At 35.7% G+C, this 24,754-nt stretch carries 24 protein-coding genes; 17 read left to right on the forward strand and 7 right to left on the reverse strand.

The features are described 5' to 3' along the window. Positions 1–59: 59 nt before the first annotated feature. The 4 genes from O3601_RS03260 to O3601_RS03275 all read right to left on the reverse strand — a co-directional run bounded on the left by O3601_RS03260 (position 60) and on the right by O3601_RS03275 (position 4,756). On the reverse strand, positions 60–1,100 hold the full coding sequence (locus tag O3601_RS03260; RefSeq protein ID WP_371471122.1) for an extracellular solute-binding protein: 1,041 nt from the start codon (positions 1,098–1,100) through the stop codon (positions 60–62). Between the two features lie 292 nt (positions 1,101–1,392). Beyond that, entirely contained in the window at positions 1,393–2,163 is a 771-nt protein-coding gene (locus O3601_RS03265; protein ID WP_000475407.1) for a response regulator, read from the reverse strand. Further along, complete coding sequence (locus O3601_RS03270; RefSeq protein WP_078228265.1) at positions 2,156–3,805, reverse strand: sensor histidine kinase; 1,650 nt, start codon at positions 3,803–3,805, stop codon at positions 2,156–2,158. Before O3601_RS03270 ends, O3601_RS03265 begins: the two co-directional genes overlap by 8 nt. A gap of 174 nt (positions 3,806–3,979) precedes the next feature. Further along, the gene (locus tag O3601_RS03275) at positions 3,980–4,756 is read right to left on the reverse strand and encodes a glycyl-radical enzyme activating protein (RefSeq protein WP_000406173.1); all 777 of its coding nucleotides are present in this window, start codon (positions 4,754–4,756) and stop codon (positions 3,980–3,982) included. A gap of 121 nt (positions 4,757–4,877) precedes the next feature. Between O3601_RS03275 and O3601_RS03280 the strand changes: the two genes are divergently transcribed. The 13 genes from O3601_RS03280 (at position 4,878) to O3601_RS03340 (ending at position 19,198) form a co-directional block, all read left to right on the forward strand. Beyond that, positions 4,878–5,624: a DeoR/GlpR family DNA-binding transcription regulator gene (locus O3601_RS03280; RefSeq protein ID WP_000824973.1), complete on the forward strand. Its 747-nt coding sequence runs from the start codon at positions 4,878–4,880 to the stop codon at positions 5,622–5,624. 12 nt (positions 5,625–5,636) lie between these two features. After that, positions 5,637–6,617 carry a sugar-binding transcriptional regulator gene (locus tag O3601_RS03285; RefSeq protein WP_001070838.1) on the forward strand — a complete coding sequence of 327 codons (981 nt, stop codon included), beginning with the start codon at positions 5,637–5,639 and terminating at the stop codon, positions 6,615–6,617. A gap of 195 nt (positions 6,618–6,812) precedes the next feature. Further along, on the forward strand, positions 6,813–7,133 hold the full coding sequence (locus tag O3601_RS03290) for a PTS lactose/cellobiose transporter subunit IIA (RefSeq protein ID WP_000402908.1): 321 nt from the start codon (positions 6,813–6,815) through the stop codon (positions 7,131–7,133). A 33-nt stretch (positions 7,134–7,166) separates the two neighbouring features. Continuing rightward, positions 7,167–7,475, forward strand: a complete 309-nt coding sequence (locus tag O3601_RS03295) for a PTS sugar transporter subunit IIB (protein WP_000238723.1) — start codon at positions 7,167–7,169, stop codon at positions 7,473–7,475. Positions 7,476–7,491: 16 nt separating this feature from the next. Further along, positions 7,492–8,781, forward strand: a complete 1,290-nt coding sequence (locus O3601_RS03300; protein WP_001096819.1) for a PTS sugar transporter subunit IIC — start codon at positions 7,492–7,494, stop codon at positions 8,779–8,781. 160 nt (positions 8,782–8,941) lie between these two features. Then, on the forward strand, positions 8,942–11,380 hold the full coding sequence (locus O3601_RS03305; protein ID WP_371471129.1) for a glycyl radical protein: 2,439 nt from the start codon (positions 8,942–8,944) through the stop codon (positions 11,378–11,380). A gap of 18 nt (positions 11,381–11,398) precedes the next feature. Next, on the forward strand, positions 11,399–12,067 hold the full coding sequence (locus O3601_RS03310) for a fructose-6-phosphate aldolase (RefSeq protein ID WP_371471131.1): 669 nt from the start codon (positions 11,399–11,401) through the stop codon (positions 12,065–12,067). A 17-nt stretch (positions 12,068–12,084) separates the two neighbouring features. After that, positions 12,085–13,173: a glycerol dehydrogenase gene (locus O3601_RS03315; protein WP_371471133.1), complete on the forward strand. Its 1,089-nt coding sequence runs from the start codon at positions 12,085–12,087 to the stop codon at positions 13,171–13,173. Positions 13,174–13,519: 346 nt separating this feature from the next. After that, entirely contained in the window at positions 13,520–16,021 is a 2,502-nt protein-coding gene (gene leuS, locus O3601_RS03320; RefSeq protein ID WP_371471135.1) for a leucine--tRNA ligase, read from the forward strand. Positions 16,022–16,113: 92 nt separating this feature from the next. After that, positions 16,114–16,569, forward strand: a complete 456-nt coding sequence (locus O3601_RS03325) for a MarR family winged helix-turn-helix transcriptional regulator (RefSeq protein WP_077804387.1) — start codon at positions 16,114–16,116, stop codon at positions 16,567–16,569. A 56-nt stretch (positions 16,570–16,625) separates the two neighbouring features. Then, positions 16,626–17,858 carry an acyl-CoA thioesterase/BAAT N-terminal domain-containing protein gene (locus tag O3601_RS03330; RefSeq protein WP_173283294.1) on the forward strand — a complete coding sequence of 411 codons (1,233 nt, stop codon included), beginning with the start codon at positions 16,626–16,628 and terminating at the stop codon, positions 17,856–17,858. A 216-nt stretch (positions 17,859–18,074) separates the two neighbouring features. Further along, positions 18,075–18,770 (forward strand): GNAT family N-acetyltransferase, encoded by a 696-nt coding sequence (locus O3601_RS03335; RefSeq protein WP_371471137.1) that lies wholly within the window; start codon positions 18,075–18,077, stop codon positions 18,768–18,770. 11 nt (positions 18,771–18,781) lie between these two features. Beyond that, complete coding sequence (locus tag O3601_RS03340; RefSeq protein ID WP_371471138.1) at positions 18,782–19,198, forward strand: GNAT family N-acetyltransferase; 417 nt, start codon at positions 18,782–18,784, stop codon at positions 19,196–19,198. 818 nt (positions 19,199–20,016) lie between these two features. On the opposite strand, the gene O3601_RS03345 is transcribed toward O3601_RS03340, so the two are convergent. After that, entirely contained in the window at positions 20,017–20,109 is a 93-nt protein-coding gene (locus tag O3601_RS03345; RefSeq protein WP_000970382.1) for a type I toxin-antitoxin system Fst family toxin, read from the reverse strand. A 115-nt stretch (positions 20,110–20,224) separates the two neighbouring features. Here O3601_RS03345 and O3601_RS03350 point away from each other — a divergent pair, with 115 nt between their 5' ends. Then, entirely contained in the window at positions 20,225–20,539 is a 315-nt protein-coding gene (locus O3601_RS03350; protein ID WP_371471171.1) for a DUF5966 family protein, read from the forward strand. Positions 20,540–20,597: 58 nt separating this feature from the next. Here the strand turns inward: O3601_RS03350 and O3601_RS03355 are convergent, their stop codons facing one another. Beyond that, positions 20,598–21,458 (reverse strand): helix-turn-helix domain-containing protein, encoded by an 861-nt coding sequence (locus O3601_RS03355; RefSeq protein WP_371471139.1) that lies wholly within the window; start codon positions 21,456–21,458, stop codon positions 20,598–20,600. A gap of 536 nt (positions 21,459–21,994) precedes the next feature. Between O3601_RS03355 and O3601_RS03360 the strand changes: the two genes are divergently transcribed. Genes O3601_RS03360 through O3601_RS03370 form a run of 3 tightly spaced genes read left to right on the forward strand, consistent with a single transcriptional unit; the run spans position 21,995 to position 24,392 of the window. Then, positions 21,995–22,930, forward strand: coding sequence for an ABC transporter ATP-binding protein (locus O3601_RS03360; RefSeq protein WP_371471141.1), 936 nt, complete (start codon positions 21,995–21,997; stop codon positions 22,928–22,930). Beyond that, on the forward strand, positions 22,914–23,663 hold the full coding sequence (locus O3601_RS03365; protein WP_371471143.1) for an ABC transporter permease: 750 nt from the start codon (positions 22,914–22,916) through the stop codon (positions 23,661–23,663). Before O3601_RS03360 ends, O3601_RS03365 begins: the two co-directional genes overlap by 17 nt. Positions 23,664–23,669: 6 nt before the next feature. Then, complete coding sequence (locus O3601_RS03370; protein WP_371471172.1) at positions 23,670–24,392, forward strand: ABC transporter permease; 723 nt, start codon at positions 23,670–23,672, stop codon at positions 24,390–24,392. Between the two features lie 144 nt (positions 24,393–24,536). Here the strand turns inward: O3601_RS03370 and O3601_RS03375 are convergent, their stop codons facing one another. Next, complete coding sequence (locus O3601_RS03375; RefSeq protein ID WP_000970294.1) at positions 24,537–24,629, reverse strand: type I toxin-antitoxin system Fst family toxin; 93 nt, start codon at positions 24,627–24,629, stop codon at positions 24,537–24,539. Positions 24,630–24,754 lie beyond the last annotated feature (125 nt).

A 24,754-nucleotide genomic window follows, 5' to 3' on the forward strand; every position in this document is an offset into this window, starting at 1 on the left:
GAAGTAATCTTTTTGATTTTATAGTAGGGTTTGACAGTTAATCATTGGACAGTCAAATGTTATTTTTTAGATTGAATATCTGTAAAAATATCATTGTACTTTTTAAGAATAGTGGATTTATTTTTAATGACATAATCTGAATCTTCGGTGGCAATCTTGATTTCTGTCATAGCCTTCATATTTTTATTGGTTTTAGCATTTTTACGAATGGGTCTGATTGTTGTTTCAGTTCCTAGCTTATCTTGGATTTCTTGAGAAAGGAGGAAATCGATAAATTTCTTAGCGTTTTCCATGTGTTTGGCATTTTTGACGATAGCTGCGTTACCAGGTAAAAAGACGGTTCCTTCTTTTGGATAAATGACTTTTACATCAACCCCATCATTTAAGAGTTTTAAAGCAGGATCTTCATAGGTGAGTCCAACAGCCATTTCCCCATCGGCGACAGCTTTGTAAACATTTGAAGAACTAGATGCAATCTTTCCATCTACTAGGGTAAATAGATTTTTTACATAGGTCCAAGCTTGTTCATTTTCGTATCCACCTTGGTCTACAAGCATGTTTGTTAATTGAGCAAAGGCACTAGAAGCATTACTTGGATCAGCAGTAGCAATTTTTCCTTTTAATTTAGGATTGAGTAGATCATTGTAGCCTTCAATTTTAATATCTTTTGTAAGGGCTGAATTGGCAATGATAACACTGACATCCAGTGTGTAAGGTGTGTAGAATCCTGTTTTATTTTGATATTCAGGGATTATCTGGTCGTTTTCTTGGGAAATATAAGGTTCAAAAAGATTTTCGTTAGAAGAGAAGAGGGCGTAGGAGCCTCCAAAAATGACATCAGCTACAGGGGATTCTTTTTCGGCCTCAGCTTTTTTGAACAATTCACCCGTGCTGGCTTGTACTAAATCAACCTTAATACCATATTTTTCTTCGAAGGCAGGTATTGTCTCTTCGATAAGGTCTTCAGGGTTAGGCGAGTAGACAACCAAAGTGTTATCTGAATCTTTTTCAGAGCTAGTTTCCGCTTCTATAGGTGAAGAACATCCTGATAAAGAAAGGAATATCCAGCTAAAAGAGAGAAAGAATAGTATTTTTTTCATAAGTATCTCCTTTTTTACGAACATTTTCTCTACCTAGATTATTAATGTTTTTAAATTGTAGAGTCCTACAGAATATAATAAAAACCTTAAAGAAATCTAAAACGAAAAATAGGAAATGAGTTCCTAGAGCAAGGATGGGTGAATTGTAGCTGAGATTTTGATGGTAATACTCTTCAAAACACGTCGCTTTATCTGCAATCTCAAAGCTATGATTTGAGTAGTTAGCACTTTGATTTTCATTGGGTAAAAGCACAAAATAAAAAGATTGCCTGAGCTGAGCAATCCTTTTACATCAATGGTTTTTATCCATGAGTTTTAATTCTTTTGGAGAAATATGGAGATACTTTTTAAAAACTTTTGCAAAATATTTATAGTCTGAAAATCCAATTTGTTCAGAGATATCGCTTAGGGGGGAATTGGGGGATTCAGCCATTTTATCTATAGCTTGCTTGAGGCGGTAGCGTAAGATATATTCATTTAGCGTCATTGGGAAGTCTTCTTTGATAACCTTATATAGATAACTTTCGCTATACCCTAGATTCTCTGCAATGCTAGAAATGGTAAAGTGCATACAGTAGTGTTGATGAACAAATTCAAGAATTTGCTGAATGATTTGGTTTTGTGTATCAATTTGTTGGATAGAGGTAAGTAAAGTTTGATATTCTTCTAAAAAAGGAGTTTCTTGACGAGTGCTAACTCGTAATCGCAAAACAATTTTTTGAAGACATTCTGTCAACTCCTTGGTATCAATTGGTTTGGATAAGAAATCAACTGCCCCATATTGCATGGCTTTTTTGGCATTTTGAAAATCGTTATAACCTGATAAGATAACTTTTTCATAGGAGAGAGTACGAGTGGCTTCGAACATCATAAAAGCATCCATAATTGGCATTGTGATGTCTGTTAAGACAATATGAGGTTCTTTTTCTTGGATGAGTTTCATTCCCTCTTGACCGTGACTGGCAGTTCCTACTACTTGGATACCTAAGGCAGAGTAGTCTACGGCAATCTCTAGCCATTTTCGAATGAGGTGTTCGTCTTCTACGATAATGAGCTTAAACATGAGTTAGTCCTTTCGTTATAAATTTGACCCAAGTTTCTCCTTGGCGATTGACTCCTAAATCTAGCTGGACATCAGAAAAGAAATTGCTCAATCGTTTATAGCTGTTAACGATGCCATGCTGGGTATGAGGGCTTTCTAAAGAGTCTAAAATAGCGAGTCGCTCTTGTTTTGTGAGTCCTCCAGCATTATCCTTGACTAAAAAAGTTAGAGAATCTGCTTCCAAGGTAATTTGGATATCAATATGAAGATCAATACGGTATTGCATCCCATATTTTATAGCATTTTCTACTAGAGGAAGCAAGAAAAGTTTAGGAATAGGTTGATTATCGATAGTTTCTGGGCAGACAATATCATAGGAAAAGTGCTCGAAACGAATCTTATGAATAATAAGGTAATCCTCTATAATCTTTAAATCTTGGCAAATGGTTGTTTCTTTTTCTAAATCGGTGATACTGTAGCGAAGAATGCGCGTGAGATTTTGAATCAGGTCTTGTGTGAGAGCTGCATCCATTAAAGAAGTAATTTTAATTGTCTCAAGCGTATTGTAGAGAAAATGAGGATTGAACTGAGCTTCCAGCATTTTTCTTTCAAAAATCCACTTTTCTTTTTCGATGGTCAACATTTTCTGATGAAGTTGATCTAATTCATACAACATATTATTAATTTTTTCGGCCATAAATTCAAACTCATCACCTGTTTGTAGAGAAAGTCTTTTTTCTGCTTGTTTGGGAATTTCTTGAAGTTGGTAAACTAAGCTTTCAATAGGAACAGCGTTGTGTGTAGCAATCTTATGAGCAATTCGTCTTGCTTGCCAGAAGTAGAGGAAGAATATACATAAGGTGAGAATGGAGGCTAGGCCGAGTAAGCTAGGAATAGGAAAAAAGGATTGAAAAGTATAGATTGAAAAAATAGCACCGACTTTTTCTTTTTGAACAATAAGCGGTTCATTCTCATACCAGTGGGTACGAGAGTGTAGGAGTTTTTCATCAAATTTTTCAAGAGTGGAGCGAGTGAACTGGTTTGTATTGTTGGAAAACATATTTCCAAAGCTATCGGTAATGATGTATTTAGAATTTATCATTGGGAAACTTGAGATGAAATCATTCTCATTTACGAAAGCAATCGTATAGGCTATAACTCGTTGGTTTTGAAGTAGTGGTTTGATAAAGAGTGTGTAATGTTGCTTATCTGAAGAGAGTGCAATTTTTTCTGTAACTTTTTCTTGAGAAGGATTTTGAATGAGCAGTTTTAGATAGTAGGGAGATAAAATACTTTCTTGATGATTGCGATTGGTACTAAATAGTAATTCACCTGTATCACTTAGGATAATGAGGTCAGAACTAAGTTTTAATTTAGCTTTTGTCTCGTAAAATAAGCTAAAGACTTCTCTCTCTGTGTGTTTGCCATCCAAAAATCCAGGAATCATTTTATAGTTCATAGTGGTCAGGAGCTCATTATTTGCTTCTTTCATCTCTTGAACTTGTTTGACAATCTGTCTCGTGTCTTTGGAGAGTTGTTGCTTTTGTAAAAAATAGGAAAAACCAAAAAGTAAAATGAGTAGTAAAAGAGAGGTCATAAAGGCTGCGATAGAGCTTCTATGGAGAATTTCTTTTTGGAGAGATTTTTTAAAGGAATGAGACATCCGCTACCTCCTTGGAAGGGTTTTCTGTTATAAGTATAGCAGTTTAAAAATTCTAGAGCAAGGTAAAATAGAAAAGGTTTGGCTAAAATTTTTTAGCTAAACCTTTTGAAAAGTTAAGTATGTATTATAGATGCTTGTTATCTGCAAATAGCTAGAGCATTTCAAGGAAATGAACTAGAAATAACAATTAATATGATGGTTCAGAAATACCTTTTGATAATCAATAAGATCTTCAGGATGAAGTGCGTTGACTCCATCCATTTCATATTTCCGATTTAATAAACGATATTTGTTTTCACCAAATTGATGAAAAGGGAGTAGTTGAACTTGGTCGATATTTAATGAGTTAAATAGAGTAGCGAATTCTTCTGCATCCTCTAAACTATTGTTAAAATCAGGGATAACTGGGATTCTTAAAACGATAGTTTTATGTTGAGAAAAAGCATAATGAATGTTTTTAATAATCATTTGATTAAAAACCCCAGTCACTTTTTTATGTTTTATAGAATTATAATGTTTTAGGTCTGTGTAGATAAAATCCACATATTGGATTAAATCAACAAATTTTTCATGATCAACAAAGGCAGTAGTTTCAATTGCAGTATGTATGTGATGCTCTTTGGCTGACTTTAAGATAGCTTTAGCAAATTCAAATTGAGCAAATATTTCACCTCCAGATAAAGTTAAACCTCCACCGGATTCTTCGTAAAATTCTTTGTCTTTCAATACTTCTGTAATAATTTCTTCTACAGTTTTTTCTTCACCGACTAAAGTGAATTTCTCACGTTGAGCATCTTTCATTTTTTCAGGTTTCATTCTTTGAGATTCAGGATTAGAACACCATGGGCAGCGCAGAGGACATCCTTTTAAAAAAACAGTTGTACGAATGCCTGGACCGTCATGAATTGAAAAGTGTTGAATATTAAAAATAATTCCTTTAGATATTTCCATAAGAGTTCCTCCTCTTTATAATTCTATCCTATCACAAAAACGAAAGAAAAACAATTACGAACGAAAGTTTAATTTGTTGTTTTTTGCTTTTTATTTTGGTAGAATAAAACGGAGGTGTAAAATGAAAAGATTGGAACAAATTATTAAATTAGTATCAGAATATGAAAAGATTGATGTTAATACATTATCGGAAAAATTAAATGTATCGAAAGTAACGATTAGAAAAGATTTAGATAAATTAGAGTCAAAAGGCTTATTACACAGAGAGCATGGATATGCTGTGTTAAATAGTGGAGATGACTTAAATGTACGCTTGTCAATTAATTATGAAATTAAGAGAAAAATTGTTCAAGAAGCAGTAAAATTGGTATCAGATAATGAAACAATAATGATAGAATCTGGTTCAACCTGTGCTTTACTTGCTGAGGAAATTTGCAAGCAAAAAAGAAATGTCACTATTGTAACAAATTCATTTTTTATAGCAAATTTTGTAAGAGGTTATGATTCATGTCGTGTTATTGTTCTTGGTGGAGAGTTTCAGAAAGATTCACAGGTTACCGTAGGACCTTTATTAAAAGAAATGATACAGACTTTTCATGTGCGTCAAGCTTTTGTTGGGACAGATGGCTACGATAAAGAGATGGGCTTTACAGGAAAAGATTTAATGCGCAGTGAGGTAGTTCAATATATTTCAGCAGCGTCGGATAAAGTCATTGTGCTAACTGACTCAAGTAAATTTGATAAAAGGGGTACAGTAAGAAGATTTGCTTTAAGTCAAGTCTATGAAGTAATAACAGACGAAAAACTTTCTAAACAAAATATAGCTACATTAGAAAATGCTGGGATAATGGTTAAGGTAGTTTCGTAAGAGGTTAAGTGTATGAATCAAGATAGGAATAAACTGCTCTCTAAAATTGCTTATCTGTATTATATTGAAAACTTAAATCAGTCACAAATAGCAGCAAAATTAGGAATTTATAGAACCTCTATTAGTAGAATGTTAACAGAAGCAAGGAATGCAGGAATTGTTAAAATTGAAATAGAGAATTTTGATACCAATATGTTTAAGTTGGAAAATTATGTAAAAGAAAAATATGGTCTGGAAAGTTTAGAAATTATTCCAAATGAATTTGATGACAATCCAACAATTTTATCTGAAAGAATTTCTCAAGTTGCAGCAGGTGTCCTTAGGAATTTAATTGATGATAATATGAAAATTGGCTTTTCTTGGGGAAAAAGTTTAAGTAATTTAGTAGATTTAATCCACAGCAAAAGTGTTCGAAATGTTCACTTCTATCCTCTAGCAGGTGGTCCTAGTCACATACACGCTAAATACCATGTGAATACACTGATTTATGAAATGTCTAGAAAATTTCATGGAGAGTGTACATTTATGAATGCAACAATTGTGCAAGAAAATAAATTGTTAGCAGATGGTATTTTGCAATCAAGATATTTTGAAGATTTGAAAAATAGTTGGAAAGATTTAGATATAGTTGTGGTTGGGATTGGTGATTTTAGTAATAAAGGAAAACATCAATGGTTAGACATGCTTACAGAGGATGACTTTAAAGAATTGACAAAAGTTAAAACTGTAGGGGAAATTTGTTGTCGATTCTTTGATTCAAAAGGTAAAGAAGTTTATGAGAACTTACAGGAAAGAACGATAGCAATCTCTTTGGAAGATTTAAAAAATATTCCTCAAAGTTTAGCTGTTGCTTATGGTGATACGAAAGTATCTGCGATTCTTTCTGTATTACGTGCTAATCTAGTAAATCATCTGATTACAGATAAAAATACAATTTTAAAAGTTTTAGAAGAAGATGGTGATTTTTCTTTTCGAAATATTTTATGCGAGTGAAAATGATAGACTGATATCAGTTTATCGTTTTTTCTTTTTAATCAATTGCACATTTGTGCTTATATAAATAAAAATAGTTTATTTGTTGTCTTTAGATTGACAAGTTTATTATGTAGTTGTATTCTATAGTTACAAAAGAAAATTTTAAAATTTCAAATGAAAAAGCTTTTTACATAGTGAAATGAGGAGGAATTTATGGAAATTATTGTTCCAGATCAAATTATCATGGGTTTAATTTTATATGCTGGCGATGCGAAACAACATATTTATAAAGCGTTAGATTATATAAAAAACGGTACATGTGAACGATGTGAAGAAGAAATCCAGTTAGCTGATGCAGCCTTATTAGAAGCCCATAATCTACAAACAAAATTCTTGGCACAGGAAGCGTCTGGTACAAAGACAGAAATAACAGCTCTCTTTGTTCATTCACAAGATCATCTCATGACTAGTATGACGGAGATTAATTTAATCAAAGAAATTATTAGTTTGAGAAAAGAACTTCACAAAAAATAATACTAGAGTATTAACATAGAGGAGGAAAATATAATGGTGAAGATTGGTTTGTTTTGTGCAGCAGGCTTTTCTACTGGTATGCTTGTAAATAATATGAAAATTGCAGCGCAATCTAGTGGAGTTGAGGCAGAAATAGAGGCGTTTTCTCAGTCTAAATTAGCGGATTATGCCCCAAATCTAGATGTTGCACTGTTGGGGCCTCAAGTTGCTTATACATTAGATAAATCAAAAGAAATTTGTGATAAGTGTGATGTTCCGATAGCTGTTATTCCGATGATGGACTATGGTATGTTAGATGGGAAAAAAGTATTAGATTTGGCCCTATCTTTGATTAGTGGGTAAGAAAAGGAGATTTATTATGGCAAAGATGGATGTTCAAAAAATCATTGCACCTATGATGAAGTTTGTGAATATGCGTGGTATTATAGCTCTAAAAGATGGTATGTTAGCAATTTTGCCATTGACAGTAGTTGGTAGTTTATTCTTGATTATGGGACAATTGCCATTTGAAGGATTAAACAAGAGCATTGCTAGTGTATTTGGAGCAAATTGGACAGAGCCGTTTATGCAAGTATATTCAGGAACTTTTGCGATTATGGGTCTAATTTCTTGTTTTTCAATTGCCTATTCTTATGCTAAGAATAGCGGAGTAGAGGCTTTGCCAGCTGGGGTTCTATCTGTATCTGCATTCTTTATTTTGCTAAGATCATCTTATATCCCTAAACAAGGTGAGGCAATTGGGGATGCTATTAGTAAAGTTTGGTTTGGAGGTCAAGGAATTATCGGTGCTATCATTATAGGTTTGGTAGTAGGAAGTATTTATACCTTCTTTATAAAGAGAAAAATTGTTATTAAGATGCCAGAACAAGTTCCACAAGCTATTGCGAAACAGTTTGAAGCAATGATTCCAGCATTTGTAATTTTCTTACTTTCTATGATTGTATATATTTTAGCGAGCTCATTGACTAATGGCGGAACATTCATAGAAATGATTTATTCTGCTATTCAAGTTCCATTGCAAGGTTTAACTGGATCTTTGTATGGTGCAATTGGAATTGCATTCTTTATATCATTTTTGTGGTGGTTTGGTGTTCATGGACAATCGGTAGTAAATGGAGTAGTGACAGCTCTGCTTTTATCTAATCTTGATGCTAATAAAGCTATGTTAGCCTCTGGGAATCTATCATTAGAAAATGGTGCACATATTGTTACTCAACAATTTTTAGATTCATTTTTAATTCTATCTGGTTCAGGGATTACGTTTGGACTTGTAGTTGCGATGCTTTTTGCATCAAAATCTAAACAGTACCAAGCGTTAGGGAAAGTAGCAGCTTTTCCAGCAATATTTAACGTAAATGAGCCAGTTGTATTTGGATTTCCGATTGTCATGAATCCAGTTATGTTTGTACCTTTCATTCTTGTTCCTGTACTTGCAGCTGTTATAGTATATGGAGCTATTGCAACAGGTTTCATGCAGCCATTTTCAGGAGTTACATTACCTTGGAGCACCCCAGCTATTATATCAGGATTTATGGTTGGTGGATGGCAAGGAGTTATTACTCAGCTGGTGATATTAGCGATGTCTACATTAGTTTATTTCCCATTCTTTAAAGTACAGGATCGTTTAGCTTATCAGAATGAAGCATGATAATTCTAAAAAACATTTGTGTATTATCATTAAACACACACATTTGTGCTAAAAATTAGAGAGTTAAAGTTTTTCTAGTTGAAAGCTTGAAATTTTCTAAAAAACCAGGTATTATATTTTCGAAAGAAACAAAAATATTTTCGAAAGAAAGGTGCTTATTATGGTAAATAAAGAAGTAGCAAGAACGACAATTAAGACAGAATATTTTGGTAGCCTTACTGAAAGGATGAACAAATATCGAGAAGATGTTTTAAATAAAAAACCTTATATTGATGCTGAGAGAGCGGTTCTAGCAACACGCGCTTATGATCGATATAAGGAACAACCTAATGTCCTAAAACGCGCCTATATGCTCAAAGAAATTTTGGAAAATATGACTATCTATATCGAAGAAGAATCTATGATTGCGGGAAATCAAGCTTCTTCCAATAAAGATGCTCCTATTTTTCCAGAATATACGCTAGAATTTGTTCTCAATGAGTTGGATCTTTTTGAAAAGCGTGATGGAGATGTTTTCTATATTACTGAAGAAACAAAAGAACAACTTAGAAGTATTGCTCCGTTTTGGGAAAATAATAATTTACGTGCTAGAGCTGGTGCCTTGTTACCTGAAGAAGTGTCTGTTTATATGGAAACAGGATTCTTCGGTATGGAAGGTAAGATGAATTCTGGAGATGCTCATTTAGCAGTTAACTATCAGAAACTGTTGCAATTTGGTTTAAGAGGTTTTGAAGAGCGGGCTCGTAAAGCGAAAGCAGCGCTAGATTTAACAGATCCAGCAAGTATTGATAAATATCATTTTTACGACTCTATCTTTATCGTAATCGATGCTATTAAAGTATATGCAAATCGCTTTGTTGATCTTGCTAAAAGTTTAGCCGAAAATGCAAATCCTAAACGTAAGAAAGAATTACTTGAGATCGCAGATATTTGCTCTCGAGTCCCATATGAACCGGCAACTACTTTTGCAGAAGCTATTCAATCAGTTTGGTTTATTCAATGTATTTTACAAATTGAATCTAATGGCCACTCTCTTTCATATGGTCGTTTTGATCAATATATGTATCCATATATGAAGGCTGATTTAGAAAGTGGTAAAGAAACAGAAGATAGCATTGTTGAACGTCTGACAAATCTTTGGATTAAGACAATTACAATTAATAAGGTTCGCAGTCAAGCACATACATTTTCTTCAGCAGGAAGTCCTTTATATCAAAATGTTACAATTGGTGGACAGACTCGAGATAAGAAGGATGCTGTTAACCCATTATCTTATTTGGTATTAAAATCAGTTGCACAAACTCATCTACCGCAACCTAATCTAACTGTACGTTACCATTCAGGTTTAGATGCTCGTTTCATGAATGAGTGTATTGAAGTGATGAAACTTGGTTTTGGTATGCCTGCATTTAATAATGATGAGATTATTATTCCTTCTTTTATTGCAAAAGGAGTATTGGAAGATGATGCTTATGATTACAGTGCCATTGGATGTGTTGAAACGGCAGTTCCAGGGAAATGGGGCTATCGTTGCACAGGTATGAGTTATATGAACTTCCCTAAGGTTCTACTTATCACGATGAATGATGGAATTGATCCGGCTTCGGGTAAACGGTTTGCACCAAGCTTTGGTCATTTTAAGGATATGAAGAACTTTTCTGAATTAGAAAATGCTTGGGATAAAACACTAAGATATTTGACACGAATGAGTGTTATTGTTGAAAATTCTATTGATTTATCATTGGAACGAGAAGTTCCTGATATTCTATGTTCAGCATTGACTGATGATTGTATTGGTCGTGGAAAACACCTTAAAGAAGGTGGAGCAGTATATGATTATATATCAGGTTTGCAAGTTGGAATTGCAAATTTGTCGGATTCATTAGCTGCAATTAAAAAATTGGTATTTGAGGAAGAACGTATAAGCCCAAGTCAGCTTTGGCATGCACTGGAAACAGATTATGCCGGAGAAGAAGGTAAGGTCATTCAAGAAATGTTGATTCATGATGCACCTAAGTACGGTAATGATGATGATTATGCTGACAAATTGGTTACTGCTGCTTATGACATTTATGTTGATGAAATTGCTAAATATCCTAATACACGTTATGGAAGAGGTCCTATTGGAGGAATTCGTTATTCAGGAACATCTTCTATCTCAGCCAACGTAGGACAGGGACGTGGAACATTAGCAACGCCAGATGGACGCAACGCGGGTACACCGTTAGCAGAGGGTTGTTCACCATCACATAATATGGATCAACACGGCCCTACATCTGTTTTAAAATCTGTTTCAAAATTACCAACAGATGAAATCGTAGGTGGGGTTCTCTTAAATCAGAAAGTAAATCCTCAAACGTTAGCCAAAGAAGAAGATAAATTAAAACTAATTGCTTTGTTACGAACATTCTTTAATCGTTTACATGGGTACCATATTCAATACAATGTTGTTTCCAGAGAGACGTTGATTGACGCTCAGAAACATCCTGAAAAACACAGAGACTTAATTGTTCGTGTTGCAGGATACTCTGCATTCTTCAATGTTCTTTCTAAGGCAACCCAAGATGATATTATAGGACGTACTGAGCATACTTTGTAAAATAAAGAGGTTCTTTTTATGGAATTTATGCTTGACACATTAAATTTAGATGAGATTAAAAAGTGGTCTGAAATTTTACCGCTAGCTGGGGTAACTTCAAATCCCACTATTGCAAAAAGAGAGGGTTCTATTAATTTTTTTGAACGAATCAAAGATGTAAGAGAATTGATTGGCTCTACACCCTCTATTCATGTTCAGGTGATTTCTCAAGATTTTGAAGGTATCTTAAAAGATGCTCATGAAATTCGTAGACAAGCAGGAGATGATATATTTATCAAAGTACCTGTTACTCCAAATGGATTACGTGCAATAAAGGTGTTAAAAAAAGAGGGCTACCATATTACTGCAACAGCTATTTATACAGTTATTCAGGGATTATTAGCTATTGAAGCAGGAGCGGATTACCTAGCTCCATATTATAACAGAATGGAGAATCTGAACATCGATTCAAATTCTGTCATTCGTCAATTAGCTCTTGCTATTGATAGACAGAACTCTCCTAGTAAGATTTTAGCCGCATCCTTTAAAAATGTAGCACAAGTAAATAATGCTTTAGCTGCAGGTGCGCATGCTGTTACAGCAGGAGCAGATGTTTTTGAATCAGCTTTCGCCATGCCATCTATCCAAAAGGCGGTTGACGATTTTTCTGATGATTGGTTTGTTATTCAAAATAGTCGTTCCATCTAGGTAGAGAGGAAATACATATGAGAATTTTTGCTAGCCCTTCTAGATATATTCAAGGGGAAAATGCCTTGTTTGAAAATGCCAAATCAATATTGGATTTGGGGAATCGTCCTATTCTATTATGCGATCAGTTGGTTTATGATATTGTTGGAAAACGATTTGAAGATTACCTACATAGGTATGGTTTCCATATTGTTCTAGCCAAGTTTAATGGTGAAGCTTCTGACAATGAAATCAATCGAGTTGTTGCCTTGGCTGAGAAAGAAAATTGTGATAGTATTATCGGTCTTGGTGGTGGAAAGACGATTGATAGTGCAAAAGCTATTGCAGATTTGATTGAAAAGCCTGTTATTATTGCTCCAACAATTGCATCGACTGACGCACCTGTATCTGCTTTATCTGTTATTTATACAGATGAAGGTGCATTTGATCATTATCTATTTTATTCTAAAAATCCAGATTTAGTTTTGGTTGATACAAAAGTTATTTCACAAGCCCCTAAGCGTTTATTAGCATCTGGTATTGCAGATGGTTTAGCAACTTGGGTTGAGGCGCGTGCGGTTATGCAGGCAAATGGAAAAACTATGTTAGGACAACAACAAACGTTGGCTGGAGTTGCAATTGCGAAGAAATGCGAAGAAACGCTGTTCGCAGATGGTTTACAGGCCATGGCGGCTTGTGAAGCTAAAGTTGTGACACCAGCATTAGAAAACATTGTTGAGGCTAATACTCTATTGAGTGGCCTAGGCTTTGAAAGTGGAGGATTGGCTGCGGCGCATGCAATTCATAATGGTTTTACTGCATTGACAGGTGACATACATCATTTAACACATGGTGAAAAAGTAGCTTATGGAACCTTGGTACAACTTTTATTGGAAAATAGACCAAAAGAAGAACTTGATAAGTATATTGAGTTTTACAAAAAAATTGGCATGCCAACAACTCTAAAAGAAATGCATTTAGATCAAGTTGGATATGATGATTTAATAAAAGTTGGTAAACAAGCAACTATGGAGGGTGAGACAATCCATCAGATGCCGTTTAAGATTTCGCCTTCAGATGTTGCTCAAACTATCATCGCTGTAGACGCCTATGTAAATTCAAAATAAACAATAAGGACTACTGTTTTCCAAATGGTAGTCTTTTATTGATCCTCGTATTGAATCCGACGTTCTTCATAAATCAAAAAGCGACATAGGTTGTCGGCTATTTATTATAAATACATTAATTAGCATTCCAGTCGTATCTTCGGTCTAAAATTAGTATTTTGTGTTATAAGAGATAAACTTCTTGTTTTGCTCTTTGATTTCCCGCATATAAGATAAAAAAGTGGGTGATAGAGCAATTCAGAGCCATCAAAATTAATGAAATACAGTATACAGTTTTTTCTTTTAATACATTTCAAATTCCCTCAAAAATGGTATAATAGTAACATCACAAAATTGGAGAGAGACCATGAGTTTTTACAATCATAAAGAAATTGAGCCTAAGTGGCAGGGTTACTGGGCAGAACATCATACATTTAAGACAGGAACAGATGCCTCAAAACCGAAGTTTTATGCTCTTGATATGTTCCCTTATCCATCTGGAGCGGGTCTGCACGTAGGACACCCAGAAGGCTATACAGCGACAGATATCCTCAGCCGTTACAAACGTGCGCAAGGCTACAATGTCCTTCACCCAATGGGTTGGGATGCTTTTGGTTTGCCTGCAGAGCAATACGCTATGGATACAGGTAATGACCCAGCAGAATTTACAGCGGAAAATATTGCCAACTTCAAACGTCAAATCAATGCGCTTGGATTTTCTTATGACTGGGATCGTGAAGTTAACACGACAGATCCAAACTACTACAAGTGGACTCAATGGATTTTCACTAAGCTTTACGAAAAAGGCTTGGCTTATGAAGCGGAAGTACCAGTAAACTGGGTTGAGGAATTGGGAACAGCCATTGCCAACGAAGAGGTTCTTCCTGACGGAACATCTGAGCGTGGAGGCTATCCAGTTGTCCGCAAACCAATGCGCCAATGGATGCTCAAAATCACGGCCTATGCGGAGCGTTTGCTTAATGACTTAGATGAACTTGATTGGCCAGAGTCTATCAAGGATATGCAACGCAACTGGATTGGTAAATCTACTGGTGCTAATGTAACCTTCAAGGTTAAGGGAACTGATAAGGAATTCACAGTCTTTACAACTCGTCCGGACACTCTTTTCGGTGCGACTTTCACAGTCTTGGCTCCTGAACATGATTTGGTTGACGCTATTACAAGTCCAGAGCAAGCAGAGGCAGTAGCAGACTATAAACACCAAGCTAGCCTTAAGTCTGACTTGACTCGTACAGACCTTGCCAAAGAAAAAACTGGTGTTTGGACTGGTGCTTATGCCATCAACCCTGTCAATGGTAAGGAAATTCCAATCTGGATTGCGGATTACGTTCTTGCTAGTTATGGAACAGGTGCGGTCATGGCTGTGCCTGCCCACGACCAACGTGACTGGGAATTTGCCAAACAATTTGACCTTCCAATCGTCGAAGTACTTGAAGGTGGAAATGTAGCAGAAGCTGCCTACACAGAAGATGGCCTTCATGTCAATTCAGACTTCCTAGATGGACTCAACAAAGAAGAAGCGATTGCTAAGATCGTGGCTTGGTTGGAAGAGAAAGGTTGTGGACAAGAGAAGGTTACCTACCGTCTCCGCGACTGGCTCTTTAGCCGTCAACGTTATTGGGGTGAGCCGATTCCAATCATTCATTGGGAAGATGGAACTTCAACAGCTGTCCCTGAAAGTGAATTGCCACTTGTCTTGCCTGTAACCAAGGACATCCGCCCTTCAGGTACAGGGGAAAGTCCACTAGCTAACTTGACAGACTGGCTTGAAGTGACTCGTGAAGATGGTGTTAAAGGACGTCGTGAAACTAATACCATGCCACAATGGGCAGGTTCAAGCTGGTATTACCTCCGCTATATTGATCCACACAATACTGAGAAATTGGCTGATGAGGACCTTCTCAAACAATGGTTGCCAGTAGATATCTACGTTGGTGGTGCAGAGCATGCTGTTCTTCATTTGCTTTACGCTCGTTTCTGGCACAAATTCCTCTATGATCTCGGTGTTGTTCCGACTAAGGAACCATTCCAAAAACTCTTTAACCAAGGAATGATTTTGGGAACCAGCTACCGTGACCACCGTGGTGCTCTTGTGGCAACTGATAAGGTTGAAAAACGTGATGGTTCTTTCTTCCATGTGGAAACAGGAGAAGAATTGGAACAAGCGCCAGCCAAGATGTCTAAATCCCTCAAGAACGTGGTTAACCCAGACGATGTGGTGGAACAATACGGTGCTGATACCCTTCGTGTCTATGAAATGTTCATGGGACCACTTGATGCTTCGATTGCTTGGTCAGAAGAAGGTCTGGAAGGAAGCCGTAAATTCCTTGACCGTGTTTACCGTTTGATTTCAAGTAAGGAAATTGTTGCAGACAACAATGGCGCTCTTGACAAGGTTTACAACGAAACAGTCAAAGCTGTCACTGAACAAATTGAGTCCCTCAAATTCAACACAGCCATTGCCCAACTTATGGTCTTTGTCAACGCTGCCAACAAGGAAGACAAACTTTATGTAGCCTACGCCAAAGGCTTCGTTCAGTTGATTGCACCATTTGCACCTCACTTGGCAGAAGAGCTCTGGCAAACTGTTGCAGTAACAGGTGAGTCAATCTCTTACGTGGCTTGGCCAACATGGGACGAAAGCAAATTAGTTGAAGACGAAATCGAAATCGTTGTCCAAATCAAAGGAAAAGTTCGTGCCAAACTCATGGTCGCTAAAGACCTATCACGGGAAGAATTGCAAGAAATTGCTCTCGCTGATGAAAAAGTCAAAGCGGAAATTGACGGTAAGGAAATCGTGAAAGTGATTGCGGTACCTAATAAACTCGTTAATATCGTTGTGAAATAAGAAATGAATCCTTCAGAGTAGAATCTGGGGGATTTTTTATTTGACAGGAAGTTTCTGTTTTGTTAATATGATTAACAAAGAAAAGAGAGATTATGGATAAAAAAGAATTTATTGCATTTAATAATCGTTTCAATAGATTTATTTTAGCGTTTGACCAGTTAAAAAAAAATCAACATAAAAGTGGTGTTGACAAATCCATTACGTTGAATGAGGTACATTTGATTGTTGTGATTGGGAAAAATCAGCCCTTAAATCTAGTAAAATTATCTGAATTATTAGAAATTTCAAGAAGTGCAATAACTCAAAGTGTTAGGAGATTGATTCAAAAAAATTTAGTTGTTTTTGATTTTGATCCGAATAATGGGAAAAATAAATATTTGAGATTATCTGAAAAAGGCATCGAAATTTTTAAAATCCATAAGGAGCAACAAGAATATATTGAAAAATCAATCTTTTCAGTTTTAAACAACTATAGCGAGGTGGAACTTAAAACAGTTGTGAAATTGATGGATGATATTGAAAAGGTGTGGGGAGAATTACCGTGGTAAAAGTCACGGTAAATTTCAAATATAATTGTTAAGCAGATTAACAAAAAGGAGAAGATATGACTGTAAACATAGAACTGATTTCACAAACAGATTTAGCGGATGAATCTTTTTATATTGCTATTAATGGTTTAGAACCAAGGGCAATGTATTGTGTAGAAATGTACCTGTCTGATTATTACTGTATAAATGCTCCTTTGCTTTTAGATCATGATGTTATATGGAAATCAACCGCAATTTTTTTATCTGATCAGGACGGTATGATTGATACCTCTCAGACAGCATCTATTTCGGGATCTTATAAAGGAGTTTCAGAAATGGGATTATTCTTTAATGCGAAACCGTTGAAGAACAGGAAAAGGAGATTACCGAGTTCTCTTGATAGAATTCCATTACGAGATTGTTTTGGTGTTGAAATTAAAATCAGGCTGGGGAAAGATATGGTCGCGGAGCAAAGTTTTGTAAGGCGTTATATGAATCTAGGAGTAAGATATCAAGATATCTATGACAAGCATTTTCAAGGTCGATTATTTTATGATGAAAAGTTAAGAAGGGCGCCAGCCGTGATTATTGTTAGCGGTAGTGAGGGAAGAATTGAAAAAGCTCAGAATATTGCCCAACTTTTATCTTCTAGAGGCTATATTTGTCTTGCAATAGCTTATTTTGGTTTAGAGGGATTACCCCAAAATTTAGAACGAATTCCAATAGAATGTCTGGAGGAAGCGAAAGATTTTCTATATCATCATCCTCAAGTTGATAATACAAAAATAGGAATATATGGTCGCTCTAAAGGAGCAGAGCTTGTTCTGGCTGGACAAAGTACTTTGGAAGATGTGCAATGTTTGGTACTCAATTCCCCCTCAAATGTAATATTTGAGGGAATAAAGGGAAAACTCAACTCTCATTCATCTTCTTGGACATATTTGCAAAAAGAACTTCCGTATCAAAAATTTCAGTTAGGAAATTATTTGTTAAACAAGTTTTTTGGAAAACACATTCCTGAAGATAGTAGGGCTCAGATTGATGTGAGTAAAATTTCCTCTCCTTTATTATTACTAGGAAGCGATGTTGATGAAATATGGAATGCATCATCCGCGATAGATGATATCATTTCACATTATAAAGGGGAATCCATTTTGTTTAAAAAATACCATGAAACAGGGCATATGTTGACGGTTGCTTATCAACCGAATCATCGTTATCGAAAAGATTGGCGCTTATTAATGAAAGAAAGTGTAGACTCTTGGCTTGTTACGATAAATTTTTTTGATACACATCTGAAGAATTTGTAGATAGTGCTGAACCGTACTATAATAGTCCTAACTAAGATAAAAACACAGTTCTGGTTGGTAGTCCAGTCTACAAAAGCAAACACTAAAACAAGAGAAATTTGAATACAAACAGTAAAAAATAGAGAGAAGCATAAGGGACATTAACTCACTCGTTTCCATAAAATTTTCATTGAGATATGTTATACTATATTCAATAAATGAAAAAGGAGAATAAAGATGCCAGTAAATGAATATGGTCAGATGATTGGGGAGGCAATGGGAGGTTATACACCAGGTGCATTGCCTTCCATTGATTTCTTAGAAGGGCGTTATGCTCGAATAGAGGCTCTTTCCGTGGAAAAGCATGCGGAGGATTTATTAGCTGTTTATGGTCCTGATACTCCTGGGGAGATGTGGACCTACCTCTTTCAGGAGCCAGTGGCAGATATGGAGGAGCTGGTTACTCTTTTAAATCAGATGTTGGCTCGTAAGGACCGTTTTTACTATACAATCATAGACAAGTCAACTGGTAAGGCTTTGGGAACTTTTTCTCTCATGCGCATTGACCAGAATAACAGAGTAATAGAAGTGGGAGCAGTCACTTTTTCTCCAGAGCTCAGGGGAACACGTATAGGGACAGAAGCTCAGTATCTTTTGGCTCGCTATGTCTTTGAAGAATTGAACTATCGTCGCTATGAGTGGAAATGTGATGCTCTTAACCTGCCATCAAGACGAGCTGCGGAGCGTTTGGGATTTGTTTATGAAGGAACCTTCCGCCAGGCAGTCGTTTATAAGGGGCGTACTAGGGATACGGATTGGTTGTCTATGATTGATAAGGACTGGCCTCAAGTCAAAGCTCGATTGGAAGCATGGTTGGCTCCTGAAAATTTTGATAAAAATGGACGGCAGTACAAGAGCTTGAGAGAGTTTTAAGAGGTGTTGACATGATCACTATTAAAAAGCAAGAATTTGTCAAGCTAGAGGATGTTTTGCATCTCTATCAGGCTGTCGGTTGGACAAATTATACCGATCAATCAGAGATGCTGGAGCAGGCGTTATCTCATTCATTAGCGATTTATGTGGCGCTTGATGATGATACTGTGGTGGGCTTGATTCGTTTGGTTGGAGATGGATTCTCATCAGTACTGGTTCAGGATTTAATCGTTTTACCTATCTATCAGCGTCAAGGGATTGGTAGTGCCCTAATGAAAGAGGTTTTAGAGGATTGCAAAGATGTCTATCAAGTTCAGCTGGTGACAGACCAGACAGAAAAAAACGCGGGATTTTATCGTTCTTTGGGTTTTGAAGACTTATCTACCTATGATTGTATAGGAATGACTTGGATAAACAGAGAAAAATAATAAAACTTGTTTGTTCTTAAGCAAAATTTAAGGATGGTCTAGTATTATATAGTCATTAAATAAAGACCTCCTAACTTTATTTAATGAAATCCTAAAACTTTTTTTCATCATAATCTCCTAATGAAGTCACCCAATCAGGTGGCTTTTTTGTGGAACGAGGTGATGGTGATAGTAATTTTTTGAAAAATGGTAGAATTTGAGAAAAGTTAAGCTAGTTTTAAGCTTCGTCTTGTATCATATAGTTATTAAATAAAGACCTCCTAACTTTATTTAATGAAATCCTAAACTTTTCTTTTTCATAATAATCTCCCTTGACTCCACCCAATCAGGTGGAGTTTTTTGGCTCTATTTCAGGCTTTTGGGGACTATTCTAAAAATCATTTTTCGATATTTTTCGGATTTTGGTCGGGGAATTGGCGGGGACTTTTTTAGCGAATATGACTAAGAAATAGGTCTGTTGTCGCTTCGGCTACTTCAACCTCACTTTGAATGTGAGTGACTATTAATTGAAGGAATGGAACTATTGTAATGACGATTTTACTTGTCCAGTAGTGGCGTATTAAATGAGGAGTGACATGTAAGCTTGTCTCTTCGTTTACGAAATCAAAATTTTTATGAAATTGATAGAATCCCTAACTTTCTCTTAATCTTGACCGTTTTGTTGTACAGTGGTTAAATCTTGAGAAGTCGAAAATGTAAAACTTTGACAAAATGTGTGAACTGTGGGATAATAAAAAGGAATTGAGTACTAGTTCTATATCATAGGCTAGAAAAGACCCCAAGCTCACGTCCAAATAAGCTTGAGGTCTTTTTTGACACTATTTGTCCTTGTTTAGCCATTTATCGACTAATCGAAGAACGACACCGACCACAATTGGTCCGATGATAGTTTTGAGTACTAATTCCATCATGGGCTATCTCACCTCCTTTCGCAGGCGGTGTAGAAGTGCCGAACAATATTATATCATAAAATACTCTACTCTCTCAGTAGGATAGAGTGCTTTTGCATTTGGAAAGGAGGAAGTTATAGCTTATTTACTCTTTCTCCCAGTAATTTTTTTAGTAGTAGGAGGAATTCTCATTCTTTTATGGAGACTCTTTCTTATTGCCAGTGGACTTTTCCTAATTGGTTTTGTCAGTTTTCTTATTTTCGTGGAGGTCTATGGAATTTATCTTCTCTTTACAGAAACTGAACTTTACACGGCAGATTTAGCTCAAAATGGATTATTTGGTTTTACGACTTTCTTTATCATCTTTAATTTAGTTTTACTTTCTTTATCATGCTGGGCAGGATACAAGTTGAAGAGGGGATATCAACAAAAGTGGAGAAAACGACATTAGTTCCTCTCCACTTTTACGTTTCTAGCTAATTGGTAATTATAACTTATTACGATTGAAGTCACCTATCCTTATCTTTCAAAAAATGATCAATCTTAGCCATCATGAGCTTGTGCTCGTATATTTTACAGATATCACGAGCCTGTAAATAATAGTCAAGAATTTCATCTTGCTTTAAAAAATCTTTTCCGGCGTTCGCAACGATAGTTAAAAGAGGCGCCAGCTGATAGCTGGTCTCTTTTTGTTTACAAAAGTCAATGGTTTCTAAGGCTTCTTGGACAGCTTCTAACTCCTTCCCTTTAGAGTGTAAATAATAGGCGAAATTATGTTTAACTCGAATATAACCAAATAAATACTCTTGGTGGTTTAAATCTTTTTCTTGGTACAAACTGATAAGAAGTGAATTATTTTCTTCATATTCTGCATCACGCCCTACAGAAAAATAAAAATTAGATAAAGTATTGAGGAGTTTAAGATACACAGATGAACTAGACGAAAGTTTTGGCAAAGTGTTTTCTAGACTGGCAATAGCTTCATCTTTGGAACCATGTAAGTAGAAAAGGATAATCGCTTGAATCCATAGAAGATAAAATTCGTCCTCAGTAGACAGATACTGAGACTTTTCTTTTTCTAAGTTTAAGAGGTATTCTAAATCTTCGTAATTACGATCTTCAAGTAATTTTTCTGCTAATTTCTTAAACGGTGTTATATTGGAAGTCATTTCAATCTGTTCATCGAAAAAATATTCTAAAGGAACTTGAAGCCGATTTGCAAGTTTATAGAGTAAATCAGCAGCAGGCATATAGTTGCCACGTTCTATTTTGCTGATTTGGCTTTGCTCACAAATTCCTTCGGAAAGTGTTTTTTGTGAGAAGCCTTTTTCTTTTCTCTTGGCTTTTAGTTTATCAGATAATATGCTCATCTTTAAACCTTCTTTAAATAAATTTATGATTAATTATATACTTTTAATCTCTATTTTTCAACTTCTCGACATAGAAATAGTCTTAAAGGAATAAATCGAAAAGAAAAAGAAAAAAAGAATACTTTTTATTGACAAAGAAGATTTAAAGTAGTACACTTACAAGTGTAAAGATAAGAAAAAGGTGGTTAATATGAGTATTTTAGCAAAGTTTCGTAAAATCATTTTTATATCATCTTTTTTTAGGATTATTTGTAAGCGCTTGTTTTTGTAAGCTGTAAATCAAGTACAATATATTTTGGGTTTGAGAGTTGTACAACAAGCTTCAACAATTAGTGTAGTTAATCTTGGACTGGAGGATTGATTTATTAAACGTTTGTGAAGTAACATTTATAAAATGGATCGTGCCACAGATTGAAGGACTTAAAGGGGGATTGTAAGTTTGCTATACCCTATTACCCTCTCATATAACTAGTTATATAGGAACTACTCTATTATATCTCTTGATGTGGGTGTATAGATGTTAGGAGGAGAATAAAATGAGAAATCCAGTAATACAGACATCTAATTTATCAAAATCCTATGATGGGAAAATTATCTTAGATAAGATAGACTTTACGCTAAAACAGGGAGAAATTTATGGCTTACTAGGAAGAAATGGAGCTGGAAAGACAACCTTTATCAAGGCTATTTTAGGCTTGACAGCTATGGATAGTGGTGAAGTGAATATTCTATCTGAAAAACTGTTAGGTGAATTTTCTAAGGACTTGCTATCTCAAATCGGTGTGGTATTGGACAGTGCTTCTTTTTATCCTAATTTAACGGGGCCTGAAAATCTTTCTATTTTTGCGAGATTGAGAGGAGTTTCGCTAAAACAAGTAGAGCAAGCTTTACAAGTAGTAGGATTAGATGGAGAAAATAAAAAACTATTCAAACAGTATTCTCTAGGAATGAAGCAACGGTTGGCAATTGCTAACGCTATCATGCACCAGCCGAAAATTTTGATATTAGATGAACCAACAAATGGTTTAGATCCTATTGGTATCCTTGAAATACGCCGTTATCTAAAGGAACTCAGTACCAATCATGACATTTCAATTTTAATATCCAGTCACATTATTTCAGAACTTGAAAAGCTTGTAGATAGAGTTGGGATACTGCATGATGCCCACCTTATGGCTGAAAAGACTATGCAGGAATTAATAGATGGTGCAGAGAAAAGGAAAATCCACCTAATTGTTTCGGATGCTTCTCAAGCTAAGGAAGTGCTTTGCAGGATAAATCTGCAAGAACAGATTAGTATTCTTTCGGATATAGAACTTGAACTTCAGGGAGAATCACCTACTTTTGACATTGCGGTCGTATCTAACTCCTTAAAAGACAACGGAATAGTTCTAAAAGAATATTCTTATAAAAACAATGAAAGTTTAGAGGACTACTTTAAGCGGGTAACAGGAGGTGAGGGAATTGCTTGATTTAGTGAAGATTGAATTTCTCAAACAAAGGCATCAAAAACTGAATTTTGTCGTATATGGTGTTGTTTCCCTCTACCTAGCTCTCATCTGTTATTATGTAAATGATGCGAGAGGCTTGTTTGACTCCTTTCCCTTTGTCTATAAATTTTCTTTGTCTTATTTAAACTTTTTGATTCTCCCTTTGTATTGTGTTTCCTATACAATACAGGCATTTGGTGTAGAATATCGCTATCGAATCATGAACAACTTGAAACTCGCTTCAGCAAATCTAATGAAGACATTCTGGGCTAAGATTTTGTATATAGAAATCAATACTCTGTGTATCATGTTATTCACCTATATTTCGGTTTCCTTATTTGCACTACTATCTCGCTTTTCTTCAACAGTCAGTTTATCTTTATTATTAAGATTCTTCTATCTTTGTATGAGTAGTGGTGTCTTAATTCCCATGGGAGTATTTCCTTTAGTTGCTTTGCTCATGATAAAAGTAAGAGGCAAGGAGATAGTTGGAAATTTGGTCGGCGTCATGTATGTTTTAGTGTCATTTTTTTTAGCAAGGACGAGTCCAAATATCAGTCCAGTTACAAGCGCTAACAGTTTAATTTGGGAAGGAAACAGAGAAGGAGTGGTGCTTCAACAGCCAGCTATCTTATCAATTATTGTACTAGGTTTATCTTTACTTGTTTTGTCTTTCTTGTCCATTAAATCTTGGTTAAGAAAGGTGGATGAATAAATGTTGATGCTAGAATTGACTAAACTAAGAAGGCGAAAGATACTGTATATGATTCCCTTTGTAGCCATCGTGCTCTTTTTGTTAGAGTTTATGATTGGTCATCAGATTTATCAAGGGCATTCGTACGGTAGTGTGAATGGCTGGTATGTAGAAAATGGTTTCTTCTTTTTGAACTACTATTTTCTCCTCCCTTTTTCGAGCATGATTTTAGTGGATTTGATAAGAATAGAACAAGTGTCTAAAACGATTTCAAATCTCAGACTGATTCCTGTCGATTTGAAACAATTACTCCAAGCGAAGTTTATGCTTGCTTTGTTGATTAATCTACTAGTCAGTGAATTCACTTTTTTGACTATGCTTGTCCTAGAGCTAATGGATGGTGATTTTGCTTTCTCTAGTCTTGCAATGTTATCTTGGGGACTTGTTTATGGAGCAATTGCTTTTGCTTATACACTGTCTGCTGGTATTATTGTCCTCTTCTTAGGAAAATATCGGAAGGAACTTATCCTTGCCCTACCACTTGCCTTTTTATTGTCATTTGCAGGTTTGTTTGCTTTAACAACGGTTGTTGGGCGGTATTATCTGGCAAATTTACTACTAATCATCATGGAGGAATTCACGGTTTTAACAGTTTCTGTATATGCCATGTGGCTGGTTACCTTAGTAGCATGTCTCCTTTATTTGTTGGCAGATAGACGTATGATGAATATTGTTTTTGCTTACAAATGACAAGCTGAGTAGATAAGGATATAAACCTTTGACAAATCTTGTGAACTGTGGGATAATGGAGAGGAATTAAGGATTAGTTCTATATCATGGACTAGAAAAGACCCCAAGCTAACTTCCACATTAAGCTTGGGGTCTTTTTTGACACTATCTATCTTTGTTTAGCCATTTATCGACTAAGCGAAGGATGACACCGACCACAATCGGTCCGATGATAGTTTTAAGGATTAGTTCCATCATGGGCTATCTCACCTCCTTTCGTAGGCGGTGTAGCAGTGCCGTATAATATTATACCACATAAGTGCTAAACTCAGGAGTCACCCAATCGGGTGGCTTTTTTGTTTGTGGCTTGGATTTTTGATATA

Source organism: Streptococcus sp. 20925_1_69 (genome assembly GCF_041432365.1).
Classification (GTDB): domain Bacteria; phylum Bacillota; class Bacilli; order Lactobacillales; family Streptococcaceae; genus Streptococcus.